The 16,482-nt window shown below is 67.2% G+C and carries 13 protein-coding genes and 3 tRNA genes; 10 read left to right on the top strand and 6 right to left on the bottom strand.

What is annotated here, in order from left to right:
* Positions 1 to 84 precede the first annotated feature (84 nt).
* The 4 genes from rpiA to rnr form a co-directional block, all read right to left on the bottom strand.
* Positions 85 to 780 (bottom strand): ribose-5-phosphate isomerase RpiA, encoded by a 696-nt coding sequence (rpiA, locus tag CFB35_RS07665; RefSeq protein ID WP_059584323.1) that lies wholly within the window; start codon positions 778 to 780, stop codon positions 85 to 87.
* A gap of 92 nt (positions 781 to 872) precedes the next feature.
* Positions 873 to 1,745, bottom strand: coding sequence for an N-acetylmuramoyl-L-alanine amidase (locus CFB35_RS07660; RefSeq protein WP_059584325.1), 873 nt, complete (start codon positions 1,743 to 1,745; stop codon positions 873 to 875).
* A 104-nt stretch (positions 1,746 to 1,849) separates the two neighbouring features.
* On the bottom strand, positions 1,850 to 2,593 hold the full coding sequence (gene rlmB / locus CFB35_RS07655; RefSeq protein ID WP_006484150.1) for a 23S rRNA (guanosine(2251)-2'-O)-methyltransferase RlmB: 744 nt from the start codon (positions 2,591 to 2,593) through the stop codon (positions 1,850 to 1,852).
* Between the two features lie 148 nt (positions 2,594 to 2,741).
* Positions 2,742 to 5,216, bottom strand: coding sequence for a ribonuclease R (gene rnr, locus CFB35_RS07650; RefSeq protein WP_059584327.1), 2,475 nt, complete (start codon positions 5,214 to 5,216; stop codon positions 2,742 to 2,744).
* 249 nt (positions 5,217 to 5,465) lie between these two features.
* Here rnr and CFB35_RS07645 point away from each other — a divergent pair.
* A tRNA-Leu gene (locus tag CFB35_RS07645) sits at positions 5,466 to 5,552 on the top strand.
* A gap of 171 nt (positions 5,553 to 5,723) precedes the next feature.
* Here the strand turns inward: CFB35_RS07645 and CFB35_RS07640 are convergent.
* On the bottom strand, positions 5,724 to 5,993 hold the full coding sequence (locus CFB35_RS07640; RefSeq protein ID WP_059575694.1) for a hypothetical protein: 270 nt from the start codon (positions 5,991 to 5,993) through the stop codon (positions 5,724 to 5,726).
* Positions 5,994 to 6,167: 174 nt separating this feature from the next.
* Between CFB35_RS07640 and CFB35_RS07635 the strand changes: the two genes are divergently transcribed.
* From CFB35_RS07635 to CFB35_RS07600, 8 genes are all read left to right on the top strand, one after another.
* A tRNA-Leu gene (locus CFB35_RS07635) sits at positions 6,168 to 6,254 on the top strand.
* Positions 6,255 to 6,598: 344 nt separating this feature from the next.
* The gene (locus tag CFB35_RS07630) at positions 6,599 to 7,588 is read left to right on the top strand and encodes an aliphatic sulfonate ABC transporter substrate-binding protein (protein ID WP_059575696.1); all 990 of its coding nucleotides are present in this window, start codon (positions 6,599 to 6,601) and stop codon (positions 7,586 to 7,588) included.
* Positions 7,589 to 7,692: 104 nt separating this feature from the next.
* Positions 7,693 to 7,779 (top strand) — tRNA-Leu (locus CFB35_RS07625).
* A 336-nt stretch (positions 7,780 to 8,115) separates the two neighbouring features.
* Positions 8,116 to 9,363, top strand: coding sequence for an ROK family protein (locus CFB35_RS07620; RefSeq protein WP_059575960.1), 1,248 nt, complete (start codon positions 8,116 to 8,118; stop codon positions 9,361 to 9,363).
* Positions 9,350 to 10,903 carry a sugar ABC transporter ATP-binding protein gene (locus tag CFB35_RS07615; protein WP_059575699.1) on the top strand — a complete coding sequence of 518 codons (1,554 nt, stop codon included), beginning with the start codon at positions 9,350 to 9,352 and terminating at the stop codon, positions 10,901 to 10,903. Before CFB35_RS07620 ends, CFB35_RS07615 begins: the two co-directional genes overlap by 14 nt.
* 40 nt (positions 10,904 to 10,943) lie before the next feature.
* Entirely contained in the window at positions 10,944 to 11,981 is a 1,038-nt protein-coding gene (locus tag CFB35_RS07610) for a ribose ABC transporter permease (RefSeq protein ID WP_059575701.1), read from the top strand.
* Between the two features lie 100 nt (positions 11,982 to 12,081).
* Complete coding sequence (locus CFB35_RS07605; RefSeq protein ID WP_059575703.1) at positions 12,082 to 13,026, top strand: ABC transporter substrate-binding protein; 945 nt, start codon at positions 12,082 to 12,084, stop codon at positions 13,024 to 13,026.
* A 136-nt stretch (positions 13,027 to 13,162) separates the two neighbouring features.
* On the top strand, positions 13,163 to 14,107 hold the full coding sequence (locus CFB35_RS07600; RefSeq protein WP_089464722.1) for a carbohydrate kinase: 945 nt from the start codon (positions 13,163 to 13,165) through the stop codon (positions 14,105 to 14,107).
* 195 nt (positions 14,108 to 14,302) lie between these two features.
* Here CFB35_RS07600 and CFB35_RS07595 read toward each other — a convergent pair whose 3' ends face one another.
* Positions 14,303 to 14,845: a GNAT family N-acetyltransferase gene (locus CFB35_RS07595; RefSeq protein WP_060010065.1), complete on the bottom strand. Its 543-nt coding sequence runs from the start codon at positions 14,843 to 14,845 to the stop codon at positions 14,303 to 14,305.
* Positions 14,846 to 15,125: 280 nt separating this feature from the next.
* Here CFB35_RS07595 and CFB35_RS07590 point away from each other — a divergent pair, with 280 nt between their 5' ends.
* Complete coding sequence (locus tag CFB35_RS07590) at positions 15,126 to 16,346, top strand: MFS transporter (RefSeq protein ID WP_089464721.1); 1,221 nt, start codon at positions 15,126 to 15,128, stop codon at positions 16,344 to 16,346.
* Positions 16,347 to 16,482 lie beyond the last annotated feature (136 nt).

The raw sequence follows: 16,482 nt of genomic DNA, 5'->3' as shown, positions 1-16,482 counted from the left end.
GCCGGACCCCGGTTTCCACAAGATTTAACTATGCAATCCGTGACGACCGATACCGCGCCGTTACGGACTGCTTCTCATTCAGTTTCAGCCAGCCGGATAAGCGATCGTTTCAACGCCGTTTTCCGTGCCGAGCAAGCACAGATTCGCGCCGCGCTCCGCGAACAGGCCGACCGTCACGACGCCCGGCCATGCGTTCACCTGTGCCTCGAAACCGCGCGGATCGGCGATCTGCAGGCCCTTCACGTCGATGATCTCGTTGCCGTTGTCGGTGATGTAGGGTGCGCCGTCCTTCGTCACGCGCAGCACGGGCACGCCGCCGAGCGCGGTCACGCGCCGGCCGATCGCCGTGCGCGCCATCGGTACGACCTCGATCGGCAGCGGGAACGCGCCGAGCACCGGCACGCGCTTGCTCGCGTCCGCAATGCAGACGAACGTGTCGGCCACCGACGCGACGATCTTCTCACGCGTCAGCGCGCCGCCGCCGCCCTTGATCATCGCGCCGCCGGCGTCGATCTCGTCGGCGCCGTCGACGTACACCTGCAGCGAGTCGATCTCGTTCAGGTCGAACACCTTGATGCCGTGCGATTTCAGGCGTTCGGTCGTGGCGACCGAGCTCGACACGGCGCCGCGATAGCGCGACTTGACGGCCGCGAGCGCGTCGATGAAGCAGTTGGCGGTCGAGCCGGTGCCGACACCGATCACGGCGCCTTCCGGCACGTTCTGGATCACGTAATCGGCGGCGGCCTGGCCGACGAGGCGTTTGAGTTCGTCTTGAGTCATGGCGTGGTAATGCTGCGGGATTGCTGAAAACCGCCAGTTTACCGGAGTCGGCGGACGCCCCCGCGTTTTTCGGCGTGCAATGCGCCGCGCATTCAGCGCGTGTCGGCCACCGGAGCGGGAACCGCCGTTTGCGCGCCGGGGAAGTACTTGTCGAGCAGCGCCTGCGCGATCGCGTCGCTTTCCGCGTCCGGGTCGCCCGCGTAGTCGGACGGCCGGAAATGCATCTGGAACGCCGCGAACACGCGCCGCGTGCGCGTGTCGAGCACGCCGTCGGTCGGCACGTCGTAGCCGTAGCGCGCGAGCTTGAGCTGCAGTTCGCGCACGTCGACCGGCGCGTGCGGGTCGCGGCCGCCGAGCCGCGCGGCAACGGTGGCGTCGTCCGGCCACGCGCCGATGCCTGCTTGCGCGAGCGCATGCCACGGGAACAGCGGCCCGGGATCGATCTTGCGTTGCGGCGCGATGTCGCTGTGCCCGACCACGCGCGTCGGCGCAATCCCGTAGCGCGCGACGATGTCCTTCGACAGGCGGATCAGCGCGTCGACCTGTTCGGGTGGATACGGCTGCCAGGTGCGCTGCTGCGGGTCGAGCGGGCCGCGGTTCACGTTCTCGATGCCGATCGACACCGCGTTCAGCTCGGTCGTGCCCTGCCACTCGCTGACGCCCGCGTGCCATGCACGCCGCGCTTCCGGAACGAGTTGGTGGACGACGGGCATCCCGCGCTCGGTGGGCGGCCGCGGCGGAACGACGTAGTGCACGCTGACCGAATCGCCGGTCAACGTGCGCAAGGATTTCGTCTCGTCGCTTTCGGTGTAGTGCATCACGAGAAAGCGAATCCGCGAATCGGCGCCGCGCGCGTGCAGGCTCGTGTCGGCGTAGTAGGTGCCGCGCTCGACGAGCGACGGCGACGTGCAGGCCGCCAGCAGGCCGAGCACGGCGCAGGAGATGCCGGCACGAAACAGGGTCATCGGTCGCGGGTTCCGGGTAGCCGCGTGCCGCCTTGCATCGGGGCACGCGTCGCTTGGGTGATTCGACGCCCGCGCATCGCGCGCGGGACGGGCGGACCCGGGGCTCAGCCCTTCACGCGCCGCTGGCGCACGGCTTCGTACAGGCACACGCCGCTCGCGACCGACACGTTCAGGCTTTCCACGCTGCCGGCCATCGGGATGCTCATCACTTCGTCGCAGGTGTCGCGCGTGAGCCGGCGCATGCCTTCGCCTTCCGCGCCCATCACGAGCGCGACCGGGCCGTCGAGCTTCGTTTCGTAGAGCGTCGCCGGCGCCTCGTCCGACGTCCCGATGATCCACACGCCGGCTTCCTTCAGCTCGCGCAGCGCACGGGCGAGGTTCGTCACGGTGATGTAGGGCACGGTATCGGCTGCACCGCTCGCCACCTTGGCGGCAGTCGCGTTCAGGCCGACCGCGCGATCGCGCGGCGCGATGACCGCGTGCGCGCCGGCCGAATCGGCGACCCGCAGGCAGGCGCCGAGATTGTGCGGATCGGTGACGCCGTCGAGCACGAGCAGCAGCGCAGGCCCGTTGATGCCGTCGAGCAGCTCGGACAGGTTCTGCGCGAGCGGCATGTCCTCGACGCGTGCGACGACGCCCTGGTGGCGCTCGGTATGCGCGAGACCCCACAGGCGCGTTTCGTCGGCTGCGATCAGCCGCACGCCCGCTTCCTTCGCGGCGTGCAGGAACTCCTGCATGCGGCGGTCGCGGCGCGTCTGGTCGTACAGCACCTCCGCCACCGTCGATGCATCGTGCCGCAAACGTGCGGTCACCGCATGAAAACCGTAAAGAACCTTCAGACGTGACATGACTGGAACAACCTTCGATCAAACAGGCGGCCGCGCGATTCGCGCAGCCGCGATCCATGGAAAAGGAAAGCGCCGCGTGGCCGGCCGATGGCCGATAACGCGGCGTCTTTCGATACTGCAGGGCGTGCGCACACGCCGCCCTGAACGCTCAGTACTTCTTGCGGGCGCGGGCCTTCTTCGCGGTCGGCTTCGCCGGCGCGCCGCCGCCACCGCCGCCCTTCTTCTTCGCGGCGCCACGTGCGGCGCGCGCTTCCTTCACCGCGACACTCGGCGCGCTCGCGGCCTTCTTGCCACGCGGCACGGTGTCCTCCACCGGCGGCAGCGCACGCACGCGCGGGCCGCTGCCGTTGCGATCGACGCCGGCAGCCGGTGCGGGCGACGGACGCGGCGCCTTCACCGGCGTATCGCGCACGAGGCGGAAATCGATCTTGCGCGCGTCGAGATCGACGCGGCTCACCTGCACGCGCACGCGGTCCGACAGGCGATAACGGATACCCGTGCGTTCGCCGCGCAGCTCGTTCTTGATCTCGTCGTACTGGAAGTAGTCGGAGCCGAGCTCCGTCACGTGCACGAGCCCTTCGATGAACAGCGTGTCGAGCTGCACGAAGATGCCGAACGACGTCACGCCGTTCACCATCCCGCCGTACTCCTCGCCGAGCTTGTCGCGCATGAAGTAGCACTTGAGCCACGCCTCGACGTCGCGCGACGCCTCGTCCGCACGGCGCTCGTTCGCCGAGCAGTGCAGGCCGAGCTCCTCCCAGATTGCCGTGTTCGAACGCGAGCGGCCGCGCGCCTCGTCGTCGGCCTGCTGCATCGCGCGGGCGCGCGGCGACAGCGCGGTGTTCAGCTCGAAGCCTTCCGGCGCCTTCGGCACGTACTTCTTGCCGGACAGGATCGCGTAGATCGCGCGATGCGTGAGCAGGTCCGGGTAGCGGCGGATCGGGCTCGTGAAGTGCGCGTACGCCTCGTATGCGAGACCGAAGTGGCCGATGTTGTCCGGGCTGTAGACGGCCTGCTGCATCGAGCGCAGCAGCATCGGCTGCAGCATCTGCGCGTCCGGCCGGTCGCGGATCTGCGCCATCAGCGCCGCGTAGTCGCTCGCGTGCGGCTTGTCGCCGCCGCCGAGCGACAGGCCCATGCCGCGCAGGAACGCACGCAGGTTCTCGAGCTTCTCCGGCGTCGGCCCCGCGTGCACGCGGTACAGGCCCGGATGCTTGTTGCGCTTCAGGAAATCGGCCGCGCAGACGTTCGCGGCCAGCATGCATTCCTCGATCAGCTTGTGCGCGTCGTTGCGCTGGCGCGGCACGATCTGCTCGATCTTGCCTTGCGAGTTGCAGACGATGTAGGTCTCGGTCGTGTCGAAATCGATCGCGCCGCGCTTTTGACGTGCGGCGAACAGCGACTTGTAGACGCCGTACAGATCCTGCAGGTGCGGCAGCAGATCCGCGCGGCGCGCGGCCTCCGGCCCCTTCGTGTTCGACAGCACGGCGGCGACTTCGGTGTACGTGAGGCGCGCCGCCGAATGGATCACGGCCGGATAGAACTGGTATGCCTTGATCTCGCCGCGCGCGGTGATCACCATGTCGCATGCGAGCACGCAGCGGTCGACCTGCGGGTTCAGCGAACAGAGCCCGTTCGACAGCTTCTCCGGCAGCATCGGGATCACGCGGCGCGGGAAGTAGACCGACGTGCTGCGCTCCAGCGCGTCGGCATCGAGGCCGCTGCCCGGCTGGACGTAGTGCGACACGTCGGCGATCGCGACGATCAGCCGGTAGCCGTCGCCGCGGCCGACCTTGACCGGCTCGCAGTAGACGGCATCGTCGAAGTCGCGCGCGTCCTCGCCGTCGATCGTCACGAGCGGCACGTCGCGCAGGTCGACGCGGAAACGCAGGTCGGCCGGCCGCACCTTGTCGGGCAGCGCGGCGGCTTCGTCGAGCGCCGGCTGACTGAATTCGTGCGGCACGCCGTACTTGCGCACCGCGATCTCGATTTCCATGCCCGGATCGTCGATATCGCCGAGCACCTCGACGACACGGCCGAGCGGCTGCGAATGGCGGCTCGGGAAATCGGTCAGCTCGACGACGACGACCTGCCCGACCTTCGCCTTCTTCACGTTCTGCGTGATCAGGATATCGTGGCCGATACGCTTGTCTTCCGGCGCGACGATCAGCGCACCGTTCTCGTTCAGCAGGCGGCCGATCACGCGCTTGTTCGCGCGCTCGGTGACTTCGACGACATGCCCTTCCGGGCGGCCGCGGCGATCGTAGCCGACGATCCGCGCGAGGACGCGATCGTTGTGCATCACCTTCTGCATTTCGCCGTTCGGGAGGAACAGGTCGTCCTGGCCGTCGTCGCGGATCACGAACCCGTAGCCGTCGCGATGCCCCTGCACACGCCCCGCGACGAAATTCGACGGATGGGTCAACTGATAGTGGCCGCGCTTGTCGAGGCGGATCTGGCCATCGCGCTCCATCGCGGCGACCCGTCGGAAGAACCCCTCGCGCTCCTGACGCTTGATCGACAGGGCTTCGGCGATGTCGTTGGCGGCTAGCGGCGCGTCGCTCGTACGCAGCACGCCGAGAATTTCTTCACGGCTCGGAATGGGGTACGGATATTTGCTCAAGGGTTTGTCGATGATTGTTCTCGTTGCGTTGACTGATGGTGCACGGCATCAACATAGAGGTGTCCGTCTGACAGTTCTATATTGACGGCGGCGGGTCATTCTATCACCCGCCCGTGTCGCCAAATGTCGGGAATGCCGCCCGCAGGCGCGGCGACGGCCGGTTTGCGATGCATCGCAAAAAAGTGTTGACAGGGATAATTGGGGCGCTATAATTTCGCTTCTTTGCAGCAAGCAGCTCCTGCAAAACGTGCCCAGGTGGCGGAATTGGTAGACGCACTAGGTTCAGGTCCTAGCGGTGGCAACATCGTGGAGGTTCGAGTCCTCTCCTGGGCACCATCGGTTTTTTAAAAGGTCGGCTTCTAGCCGGCCTTTTTTCATTTCCAGCCCAAGAAGCAAAGTGCTTCCGGCATTCAAAAAGGTCAGAGAAAGCCGACCTTTTTCGTTTGCCCGGCGGACGCCGCCGGCCGTACCGTACGCAGTCGCGCGCCAGCCCTCCCTTTCATCGGCTCAGGCGGCACGCGAGCAACCCGTTGCGTGTCGACACGAAACGCCAGACATCCGGCTGGTAATGAAGAGCAGCGAGCATCCGGCCACCATCGTGCACGGGATCACGACCGCGAAGATCCAGTGGAATGCACGGGAAAAGCGATCGTCGTTCTGGATCTTGAACTCGCCTTTGTTCGAGAGGGCCGCGGCCGGCAGCGACCTCCCCGCGACGCGAATCCCCTGCAGCGCGACATGCGACAGTTCGCGGTCCGAATTGCCGGTCCGAGCCATGGATCGCGTCGATACGGGGCCACGGGCACCGGAACCTCGCCGCGCAACGTTTTAGGAGGTGCGAGCGGGCGATCGAGCGCGACTGAATATTTTGGGAGCTCCGATGAAATTGTGTTGACAGCCACTCGGGACCAGCTATAATTGCGGTCTTTCGCATCGCAGCAAGCGAAACGTGCCCAGGTGGCGGAATTGGTAGACGCACTAGGTTCAGGTCCTAGCGGTGGCAACATCGTGGAGGTTCGAGTCCTCTCCTGGGCACCATCTGTTTTTTAAAAAGGTCGGCTTCTAGCCGGCCTTTTTTTCATTTCAAGCCCAGGAAGCAAAGCGCCTGCGCGCTTTGCGCGAGGGCTCGAAAGGCTGCGCTTGCAAGCGCAGCCGGGGTCGCGCTTGGGTGACCGAGTCCTCTCCTGGGCACCATATGTTTTTTAAAAAGGTCGGCTTCTAAGCCGGCCTTTTTCATTTCAAGCCCAGGAAGCAAAGCGCCTGTCTTCGGCCCTTATGTCGGCCGCTCCGATCGATAGCAGAATTTATCGGTTATCAATCACCCTCTCCCGTTGTTACGTTAGCCGCCTCGCTTTCAACGCATCCAACGAGGAGCCCCCTTCATGACGTCGATGAACCGCCGCGCGTTCGCACGCGCAATGCTGGCCGCAGGCCTCGCTGCCGCCGGCGTCCGCGCGCACGCCGAGAATGCGCCGGGCACATTGCGCATCGGCTACCAGAAGTCGTCGACGCTGATCACGCTGCTCAAGACGCGCGGCACGCTCGAGCAGGCGCTGACGCCGATCGGCCTGCGCGTGTCATGGCATGAATTCGCGAGCGGATTGCCGCTGACCGAAGCGCTCAATGTCGGCGCCGTCGACTTCAGTGCCGATGTGGCCGATACGGTCCCGGTCTTCGCACAGGCCGCGCATGCGCATTTCGTGTACGTCGCGCAGGAGGCGCCTTCGCCGAAAGCGCAGGCGATCGTCGTCAAGCAGGACAGCGCGCTGCGCACGCTCGCCGATCTCAAGGGCCGGCGTATCGCGGTCACCAAGGCGGCCGGCAGCCACTACCTGCTGCTTGCCGCGCTCGCACGCGCGAAGCTCGCGCCCGCCGAGGTGGCGATCCATTACCTGACGCCCGCGGACGGCCGCGCCGCGTTCGAGCGCGGCAGCGTGGACGCATGGATCACGTGGGACCCCTATGTCGCGTCGGTCGACCGGAATCCCGACGTACGGATCCTGGCCGACGGCAACGGACTCGCGTCGTACCAGCGCTATTACCTTGCATCGAGCAGCTTTGCCGCCGCGCGCCCCGACGTCGTCCAGATTCTGTTCGACCAACTGTCGCTGGCCGGCGCGTGGCTGCGCGACCATCCGCAGGAGGCCGCGAACACGCTCGCACCGATCTGGGGGCTCGATGCCGCGACGATCGCGCGGGCGAATGCGCGACGCAGTTACCTCGTCCGCGCGGTGACCACGCAAAACTTCGGCGAACAGCAGAAGATCGCCGATACGTTCCTGGCGGCTGGACTGCTACCCGCCCGCGTCGATACAAGCCAGGCGCAGCGCTGGAATTTCACCGCGAAGCGTGCGGAACCGGTCGGCGCGTGACGGCCTCGCGGCGCAATATTTTTATCGTCGCGAATGAAATTATGTTGACAGGCTCAATCAGCACGCTATAATTTCGGTCTTTCGCATCGCAGCAAGCGAAACGTGCCCAGGTGGCGGAATTGGTAGACGCACTAGGTTCAGGTCCTAGCGGTGGCAACATCGTGGAGGTTCGAGTCCTCTCCTGGGCACCATATGTTTTTAAAAAGGTCGGCTTCTAGCCGGCCTTTTTCATTTCAAGCCCAGGAAGCAAAGCGCCTGCGCGCTTTGCGCGAGGACTCAAAAGGCTGCGCTTGCAAGCCCGGCGCATGCAGGCCCGAGCGACAATCGCGACGCGCGGCCGGCCCCACTTTCACCAGACAAATCCGAAATTCCCGGCCGCGCGGCGAGCCGCGTGTGCCCTGCCCGGCGCGCCTTCCCGGCCGCAACCGGGATTTCCCTAGGCTGACAGGTCGCCGCTCACGCGGTTAAATAAATCAACGTGATTTATTTAATGCGCCGCCGAACGGCGCGCCATGGAAGGAGACGCCATGAGAAGCCCGCACTTCGGCCAGGGAAGCAATTCGGCCAACGTGCGCCGTTACAACGAGCGCCTGCTGCTGAAGACGCTGCGCCGCGCGGGCAGCGCATCGAAGGCCGATCTCGCCCGTCTCGCGAGCATGACGGGTACGGCGGTCGGCAGCATCATCGCATCGCTCGCCGACGCGAAGCTGATCCAGTTCGCCGGCCGCACCGAAGGCCAGCGCGGCCAACCCGCTTCGCTGATCCGTCTCGATCCGCGCGGCGCGTTCGGCATTGGCGTCCATCTCGACCGCATGCGCATCGAGACGGCGCTCGTCAACTTCGCCGGCGACGTGCTCGGCCGCCGCTCGCACGACACGCTGCTGCCCCCGCCCGCCGACGTGCTCGAAATCGTGCGTCGCGACATCGACGCGATGCAGGCCCTGCTCCCCGACCATGAACGCGCGCGCCTGACCGGCGTCGGCGTCGCGCAGCCGTACAACCTCGGCGCGTGGATGCGCGAGCTCGGTCTCGCGCCCGACACGTTTCACGCCTGGGAAGACGTCGATTTCGCGGCCGACCTCGGCCGCACGCTGTCTCTGCCCGTGTTCGGCGAAAACGACGGCAACGCGGCCGCGATCGCCGAACTGTTCTACGGGTACGGCCGGCAGTGCGACGACTTCGTCTACCTGTTCATCGGGCCGGCGATCGGCGGCGGCATCGCGATCGACGGCGACTGCCTGCGCGGCGTGACCGGCAATGCGGGCGACATCGCGGTGATTCCGGTGCCGCCGAGCCGGCTGGCCTCCGCGCCGCCGCCGCGCGGCCCGTGGGACATCCTGCTCGCACGCGCATCGCTGCATGCGCTCGTGCGCCACCTGCGCCATCACGGCGAGACGGTCGAGAACCGCGCCGATCTCGAAACATGCATCGCCCGCGGCCTGCCGGCCGTCGACGAATGGATCGACGACTGCGTCGACGCGCTCGCGCCGGCGTTGCGCGCGGTCCTGTGCGTGATCGACGCACCGGTGGTCGTGATCGATGCCGACACCGACGCGGGCCTGCTCGACGCGGTCACGACCCGCCTGCGCGCTGCGCTCGTGGCCACCGCGCCCGAGGCGCGCGGCACGCCGGTGCTCGTACGCGGCACGTTCGGCGCCGACGCCGGCGCGATCGGCGCCGCCACGCTGCCGATGTTTTTCAACTTCTCCCCGCGGGCCGGCATCCTCAAGGGCGCCCGCACCGATTCGCAGGAGGTCCACCATGTCGCGTTCTGAGTCGCCCCGTCCGCTGCTCGAAATGCGCGGGATCAGCAAGACGTTCCCGGCCGTACGCGCGCTCGACAACGTCAGCCTGACCGTCTATCCGGGCGAGATCCATTCGCTGATGGGCGAGAACGGCGCAGGCAAGTCGACGCTGATGAAGATCCTGTCGGGCGCATACCGCGCCGATGCCGGCGGCGAGATCCTGATCGACGGCGAACGCATCGACATCGACGGCCCGCTCGCCGCGCGCGATGCCGGCGTCGCGGTGATCTACCAGGAGCTGTGCCTGTCGCCGAACCTGACCGTCGCGGAAAACATCTACGTCGGCCGCGAACTGCGCCGCGGCAACCGGCGCTGGGGCACGATCGACCGCGCGGCGATGGCGCGCGGCTGCCAGGACGTGCTCGCGCGCCTGGGCGCCCCGTTCGGGCCCGACACGCTCGTCGACACGCTGTCGATCGCCGAACAGCAGCTCGTCGAAATCGCGCGCGCCGTGCACACCCGCGCCCGGATCCTCGTGATGGACGAGCCGACCACGCCGCTGTCGTCGCGCGAAACCGAACACCTGTTCCGACTGATCCGCCAGTTGCGCGAGGAAGGTCTCGCGATCATCTACATCAGCCACCGGATGGCGGAGATCTACGAGCTGTCCGATCGCGTGTCGGTGCTGCGCGACGGCACGTACGTCGGCACGCTGGAGCGCGAGGCGCTGTCGGCCGACCGGCTCGTCGGGATGATGGTCGGCCGCGACATCTCCGGTTTCTACAAGAAGGAACACGCGCCGTACGACCCCGGCCACCTGCTGCTGTCGGTCCGCGACATCGCCGACGGCGCGCGCGTGCGCGGCTGCAGCCTCGATCTGCACGCAGGCGAGGTGCTCGGCATCGCGGGGCTCGTCGGCGCGGGCCGCACCGAGCTCGCGCGGCTGATCTTCGGGGCCGAGCCGCGCGTGCGCGGCGACGTGAAGCTCGGCGAGCGCACGTTCGGCGCGCACTCGCCGCGCGACGCGATCGACGCGGGCCTCGTCTACCTGACGGAAGACCGCAAGCGCCAGGGCCTGTTCCTCGACATGAGCGTGCGCGACAACATCAACATCTCGGTGTGCAACCGCGATGCCCGGCTCGGCGCGCTCGACCTCGCGCGCGGCGCCGAACGTGCGCGCGACGCCATCGCATCGCTGTCGATCCGCGTCCCGCACGCGAACGTCAACGTCGGCGCGCTGTCGGGCGGCAACCAGCAGAAAGTGCTGCTGTCGCGCCTGCTCGAGACGAAGCCGCGCGTGCTGATCCTCGACGAACCGACACGCGGCGTGGACATCGGCGCGAAATCCGAGATCTACCGGATCATCAACGAACTGGCCCGCGCTGGCGTGGGCGTGATCGTGATCTCCAGCGAGCTGCCGGAAATCATCGGCGTCGCCGATCGCGTGCTCGTGATGCGCGAAGGCGAGATCGCGGGCGAACTCGGCGGACACACGCATACGCCGATTACGCAGGAAGCCATCATCGCGCTCGCCACCGGCTCGCAGGCCGAACTGGCCGACGCGCACTGAGCCGCCCTTTTCATTTCACTCTTACCTTCAGGCTACCGAAATGATCAACCCGACCAAGCAGCGGAACCTCGCTTCCGCGACCGCCCAACCGGTCGCCAACCGCACGCCCCTGATGCGCGGCGCCGATCATCGCGCCCGCATGCAATCGCTGATCCGCACGGCCGGCATGCTGCCGGTGCTGCTGGTCCTGTGCGTCGGCTTCGGCTTCCTGACCGACGGCTTCTTCACGTGGCAGAACCTGTCGATCGTCACGCAGCAGGCGTCGATCAACATCGTGCTCGCCGCCGGCATGACGTTCGTGATCCTGACGGGCGGCATCGACCTGTCGGTCGGCTCGGTGCTCGCCGCCGCGGCCGTCGCGGCGCTCATCGCGTCGACCATTCCCGGCTGGGGCTGGCTCGGCGTGCCGTTCGCGCTCGCCGTCGGCCTCGTGTTCGGCGCGATCAACGGCGGGCTGATCTCGTTCCTGCGCCTGCCGCCGTTCATCGTCACGCTCGGCGCGATGACGGCCGTACGCGGCGTCGCGCGCCTGATCGGCAACGACACGACCGTGTTCAATCCGCAACTGCCGTTCGCGTTCATCGGCAACGGCTCGATCCTAGGCGTGCCGTGGCTCGTCGTGATCGCGTGCGCGGTGATCGCGATCTCGTGGTTCATCCTGCGCCGCACGGTGCTCGGGATGCGCATCTATTCGGTCGGCGGCAACCCCGAAGCCGCGCGCCTGTCGGGCATCAACGTGCGGGCGATCCAGATGTTCGTGTATGCGGCGTCGGGCCTGCTCGCGGGCCTCGGCGCGGTGATGTCGGCCGCGCGCCTGTATGCGGCCAACGGCCTGCAGCTCGGCCAGTCGTACGAGCTCGATGCGATCGCCGCGGTGATCCTCGGCGGCACGAGCTTCGTCGGCGGCGTCGGTTCGATCGTCGGCACGCTGATCGGCGCGCTGATCATCGCGGTGCTGACCAACGGCCTTGTGCTGCTCGGCGTGTCCGACATCTGGCAGTACATCATCAAGGGGCTGGTGATCATCGGCGCGGTCGCGCTCGACCGCTATCGCCAGCGCGACTCGGCCCGTACCTGACACGCTTGCCTCACCGCGCATTCCTTACCGTTCCACCATCGCGGCGCAGGCAGGTCCTCCTGCGCCCGTTCGCCAACAGACCTCTCGGAGACACAACGACATGTTCAAGCACACCGCCGCCCTGACCGCCGTCGCCTGCGCACTCGCCTTCGGCGCCACCGCCGCCCAGGCAGCCGACAAGCCGCTGAAATCGATCGGCGTCACGGTCGGGTCGCTCGGCAATCCGTACTTCGTCACGATCGTGAAGGGCGCCGAAGCGCGCGCGAAGCAGCTCAACCCGAATGCGAAAGTCACGGCCGTATCGGCCGACTACGACCTGAACAAGCAGTTCACGCAGATCGACAACTTCATCTCCGCGCACGTCGACATGATCCTGCTCAACGCGACCGACCCGAAGGCGATCGAGCCGGCGGTGAAGAAGGCGCAGGCGGCCGGCATCACGGTCGTCGCGGTGGACGTCGCGGCGGCCGGCGCGAACGCGACCGTGCAGACCAACAACGTGAAGGCCGGCGAACTCGCGTGCGACTACCTCGCGAAGAAGCTGAACGGCAAGGGCAACGTGATCATCGAGAACGGCCCGCAGGTGTCGGCCGTGATCGACCGCGTGAACGGCTGCAAGACCGTGCTCGCGAAGAACCCGGGCATCAAGCTGCTGTCGAGCGACCAGGACGGCAAGGGCTCGCGCGAAGGCGGGATGAATGCGATGCAGGGCTACCTGACGCGCTTTCCGAAGCTCGACGGCGTGTTCACGATCAACGACCCGCAGGCGATCGGCACCGATCTCGCGGCGAAGCAGCTGAACCGCCCGAACATCGTGATCACGTCGGTCGACGGCGCGCCCGACATCGAGGTGGCGCTGAAGTCGAACACGCTCGTGCAGGCGTCGTCGAGCCAGGATCCGTGGGCGATGGCGCAGCAGGCGGTCAACGTCGGCTACGGGATCATGAACGGCCAGAAGCCGGCCAATCCGATGATCCTGATCGAGCCGACGCTCGTCACGCGCGACAACGTGAAGACCTACAAGGGCTGGAGCTCCCCGCGCTGATCGCGGCGACCGCGCCGCCCGCCCGCGAGGCCGGGCGGTGCCGGGCCGCGTCTGCGCGCGCGACGGCCGGCACTGCCCGCCTGTTCAGATCAACCGCTGTACGGCCGCGTGCGATGCCGCGGCACAAGGTTTCCCCATGACGACGACGTTTCCCCGCCTGATCGTGTTCGGCGAAGCGCTGACCGACTTCATCCGCGACGACGCGCAGCACTGGCGCAGCATCGCCGGCGGCTCGTGCTGGAACGTCGCGCGCGTCGGCGCGCGGCTCGGCGTGCCGACCGCCTTTGCCGGCACGGTCAGCCGCGATACCTTCGGCGACGAGCTGATGCGCAAGAGCGCCGACGCGGGGCTCGACATGCGCTTCATCCGGCAGGTCGACCGCGCACCGCTACTTGCGATGGTCGTGTCGAAGCAGCCGCCCCACTATTTCTTCATCGGCGAAAACAGCGCCGATCTCGCGTTCGATCCGGCCGACTTGCCGGCCGGCGCCTTCGACGCGGCCGACATCGTGCACGTCGGCTCGCTCGGCGTCGTGCGCGAGCCGCTCGCGTCGCGCCTGATCGAACTCGCGCAGGCCGCGCGGGCGGCCGGCAAGCGGATCTCGTTCGATCCGAACTTCCGCGCGCCGATGGCCACGCCGTCGTACCGCGACACGCTGCACCAGCTGAGCGCGCTCGCCGACTGGATCAAGGTATCCGACGAAGACCTGCGCGGGCTCTTTCCCGAACTCGACGAAGCGGCCGCGCTCGCGCAACTGCGTGCATGGGCACCCGACGCGACGATGCTCGTCACGCGCGGCGCAGCCGGCATGCAACTGCTGCATCGCGATACCGTGCTGTTCCAGCCCGCGTTCCCGACCGAGGTCGCCGACACGGTCGGCTGTGGCGACGCGAGCATCGGCGGCTGGCTCGCGAGCCAGCTCGCCCGGCCCGACGCGTCGGCCGCCGAGCATCTGCGCTACGCGGCCGCTTGCGCGGCCGTCGTCTGCGAGCATGCGGGCGCCTATGCGCCGACGGCCGCGGAAGTGGCCGGCATGATCGAGCGCACCGGCGCCGGCGCCGGCGCCGCGCTTTCGCAATAGACGGCGCCGACGCGCGGCGCGGGCGGTGCGTCAAGCGCCGCGAAATGATCGGGCTGCGGCGAGTCGGCGTCGGGGCGGATCGTCCTCGAGCCCCGTCAGCGCCTTACGCGTGATCGCGCGAACCGTTGATCCATCACGACCGCGATACGCATCCGGTTGACGATCTCCGACATCCGCCACGTGCGCGACGCCGCGCTACGCGCGCAAATCGTCGCGTTCGAGGCGATGACGAATGTAAGGAATGCCATCGTGCACGACGCTCACACGCCGCATGCCGAGCTTGCGCGCCACGTTCAGCGAGCCGCCGTTGGCCTCCGCGATATCGGCGATCACGCGCGGCAGGCGCAAGGTATCGAACGCGTGCCGCACGACGGCCGCCGCGGCTTCGCTCGCGATGCCGCGCCCCCACGTCGCCCGCACGAGCCGCCAGCCGATCTCGACGTCGCGCGAGCCGTCCTTGTAGTCGGGAATCAGCAGGATCCAGCCGACGAACACCTCGGGCGCGGCCTTCTCGAAGATCGACCAGTAACCGAGGCCCGGCGGATAATCGCGCGTGATCCGATGCGTGACGAAGCGGCGATGCTCGACGGGGTCGTGCCACGGGCCCGCGATATGCCGCGTGACCTCGGGATCGCGATCCATCTCGAGGCATGCATCGAGATCGGCCAGCACACGTGGACGCAGCCACAGCCTCGCGGTTTCGAGCGCGGGCAACGGGGCGGCGGAATGGTCGTTCATCCGGACTCCTGATTCGGTGACGATGCGCATCGAATGCATTACAGAACTGATACAAAAAGCCTTCCAGAATGATACAGGCACCTGTCGCGTGCCTCGCGCGGTGCCGTTTCCGTTTCCGAAACAGTGCATTTCGTAGGGATTATTCCCGATTCGGGCGTATCGCGCCCCACGTCGCGCGGTGCGCAAGCCTACACTCGATCAGTGCGCCCCGCATCGCGCGCGAGCGGGCCGGCATCCGCATGCCTGTCGCGAGCGCGCAAGCCAACGAGGAGACCCGGACATGAGCTGGACCCGCGAGCAACGCAACGTCACGATCGCCGCCTACCTGGGCTGGACGCTCGATGCGTTCGATTTTTTCCTGATGGTTTTCGTGCTGAAGGACATTGCCGCTGAATTCGCGTCGACGATCCCCGCCGTCGCGTTCGCGCTCACGCTCACGCTCGCGATGCGCCCGCTCGGCGCGCTGATCTTCGGCCGGCTCGCCGATCGCTTCGGTCGCCGCCCGACGCTGATGGTCAACATCGCGTGCTATTCGCTGCTCGAGCTTGCGTCGGGTTTCGCGCCGAGCCTGACCGCGCTGCTCGTGCTGCGCGCGCTGTTCGGCATCGCGATGGGCGGCGAATGGGGCGTCGGGTCCGCACTGACCATGGAAACCGTGCCGACCCACGCGCGCGGCGTCGTGTCCGGGCTGCTGCAGGCCGGCTATCCGAGCGGCTATCTGCTCGCGTCGGTCGTGTTCGGCCTGTTCTACCAATACATCGGCTGGCGCGGGATGTTCATGGTCGGCGTGCTGCCCGCGCTGCTCGTGCTGTACGTGCGCGCGCACGTGCCCGAATCGCCGGCGTGGAAACAGATGGAGAAGCGAGCGCGCCCGAGCCTCGGCGCCACGCTGAAGCAGAACTGGAAAGTCACGCTCTACGCGATCGTGCTGATGACCGCATTCAACTTCTTCTCGCATGGCACGCAGGATCTCTATCCGACCTTCCTGCGCGAACAGCATCACTTCGATCCGCATACCGTGTCATGGATCACGATCGTGCTGAACGTCGGCGCGATCGTCGGCGGCCTGGCGTTCGGCGCGATCTCGGAGCGGATCGGCCGGCGTCGCGCGATCTTCATCGCCGCGCTGATCGCGCTGCCCGTGCTGCCGCTGTGGGCGTTCTCGAGCGGCGCGATCGCGCTCGCCGCCGGCGCGTTCCTGATGCAGATCTCGGTACAGGGCGCGTGGGGCGTGATACCGGTTCACCTGAACGAGATCTCGCCCGACGAAATCCGCGCGACCTTCCCCGGCGTCGTCTACCAGCTCGGCAACCTGCTCGCGTCGGGCAACGCGACGATGCAGGCGTCGCTCGCCGTATCGAACGACAACAATTACGGCTTCGCGCTGGCGCTCGTGGCCGGCATCGTCGCCGTCGCGATCGCGGTGCTGATCCTGTTCAGCCGCGAACGGCGCGGCATCGACATGACGCAATCGGTCAATACGCGTAGCACGGTCGCGTGAACCCGCATGTTGCGGCACCGCATCATCGCTCGCGCCCCGCCCGGCCGCGAGCGGATGCCGCGCTTTCCGCACCTGCACATCGAACTAGAGGAATTGGTCCAGATTCCGCGCTTGCCCCCTCCACCCGCGTTTTTTT

The sequence above is a fragment of the Burkholderia sp. AU16482 genome (assembly GCF_002223285.1).
Classification (GTDB): domain Bacteria; phylum Pseudomonadota; class Gammaproteobacteria; order Burkholderiales; family Burkholderiaceae; genus Burkholderia; species Burkholderia semiarida.
The sequence above is the reverse complement of the archived record's forward strand: the minus strand, read 5'-3'. Positions and strand labels throughout refer to the sequence as shown.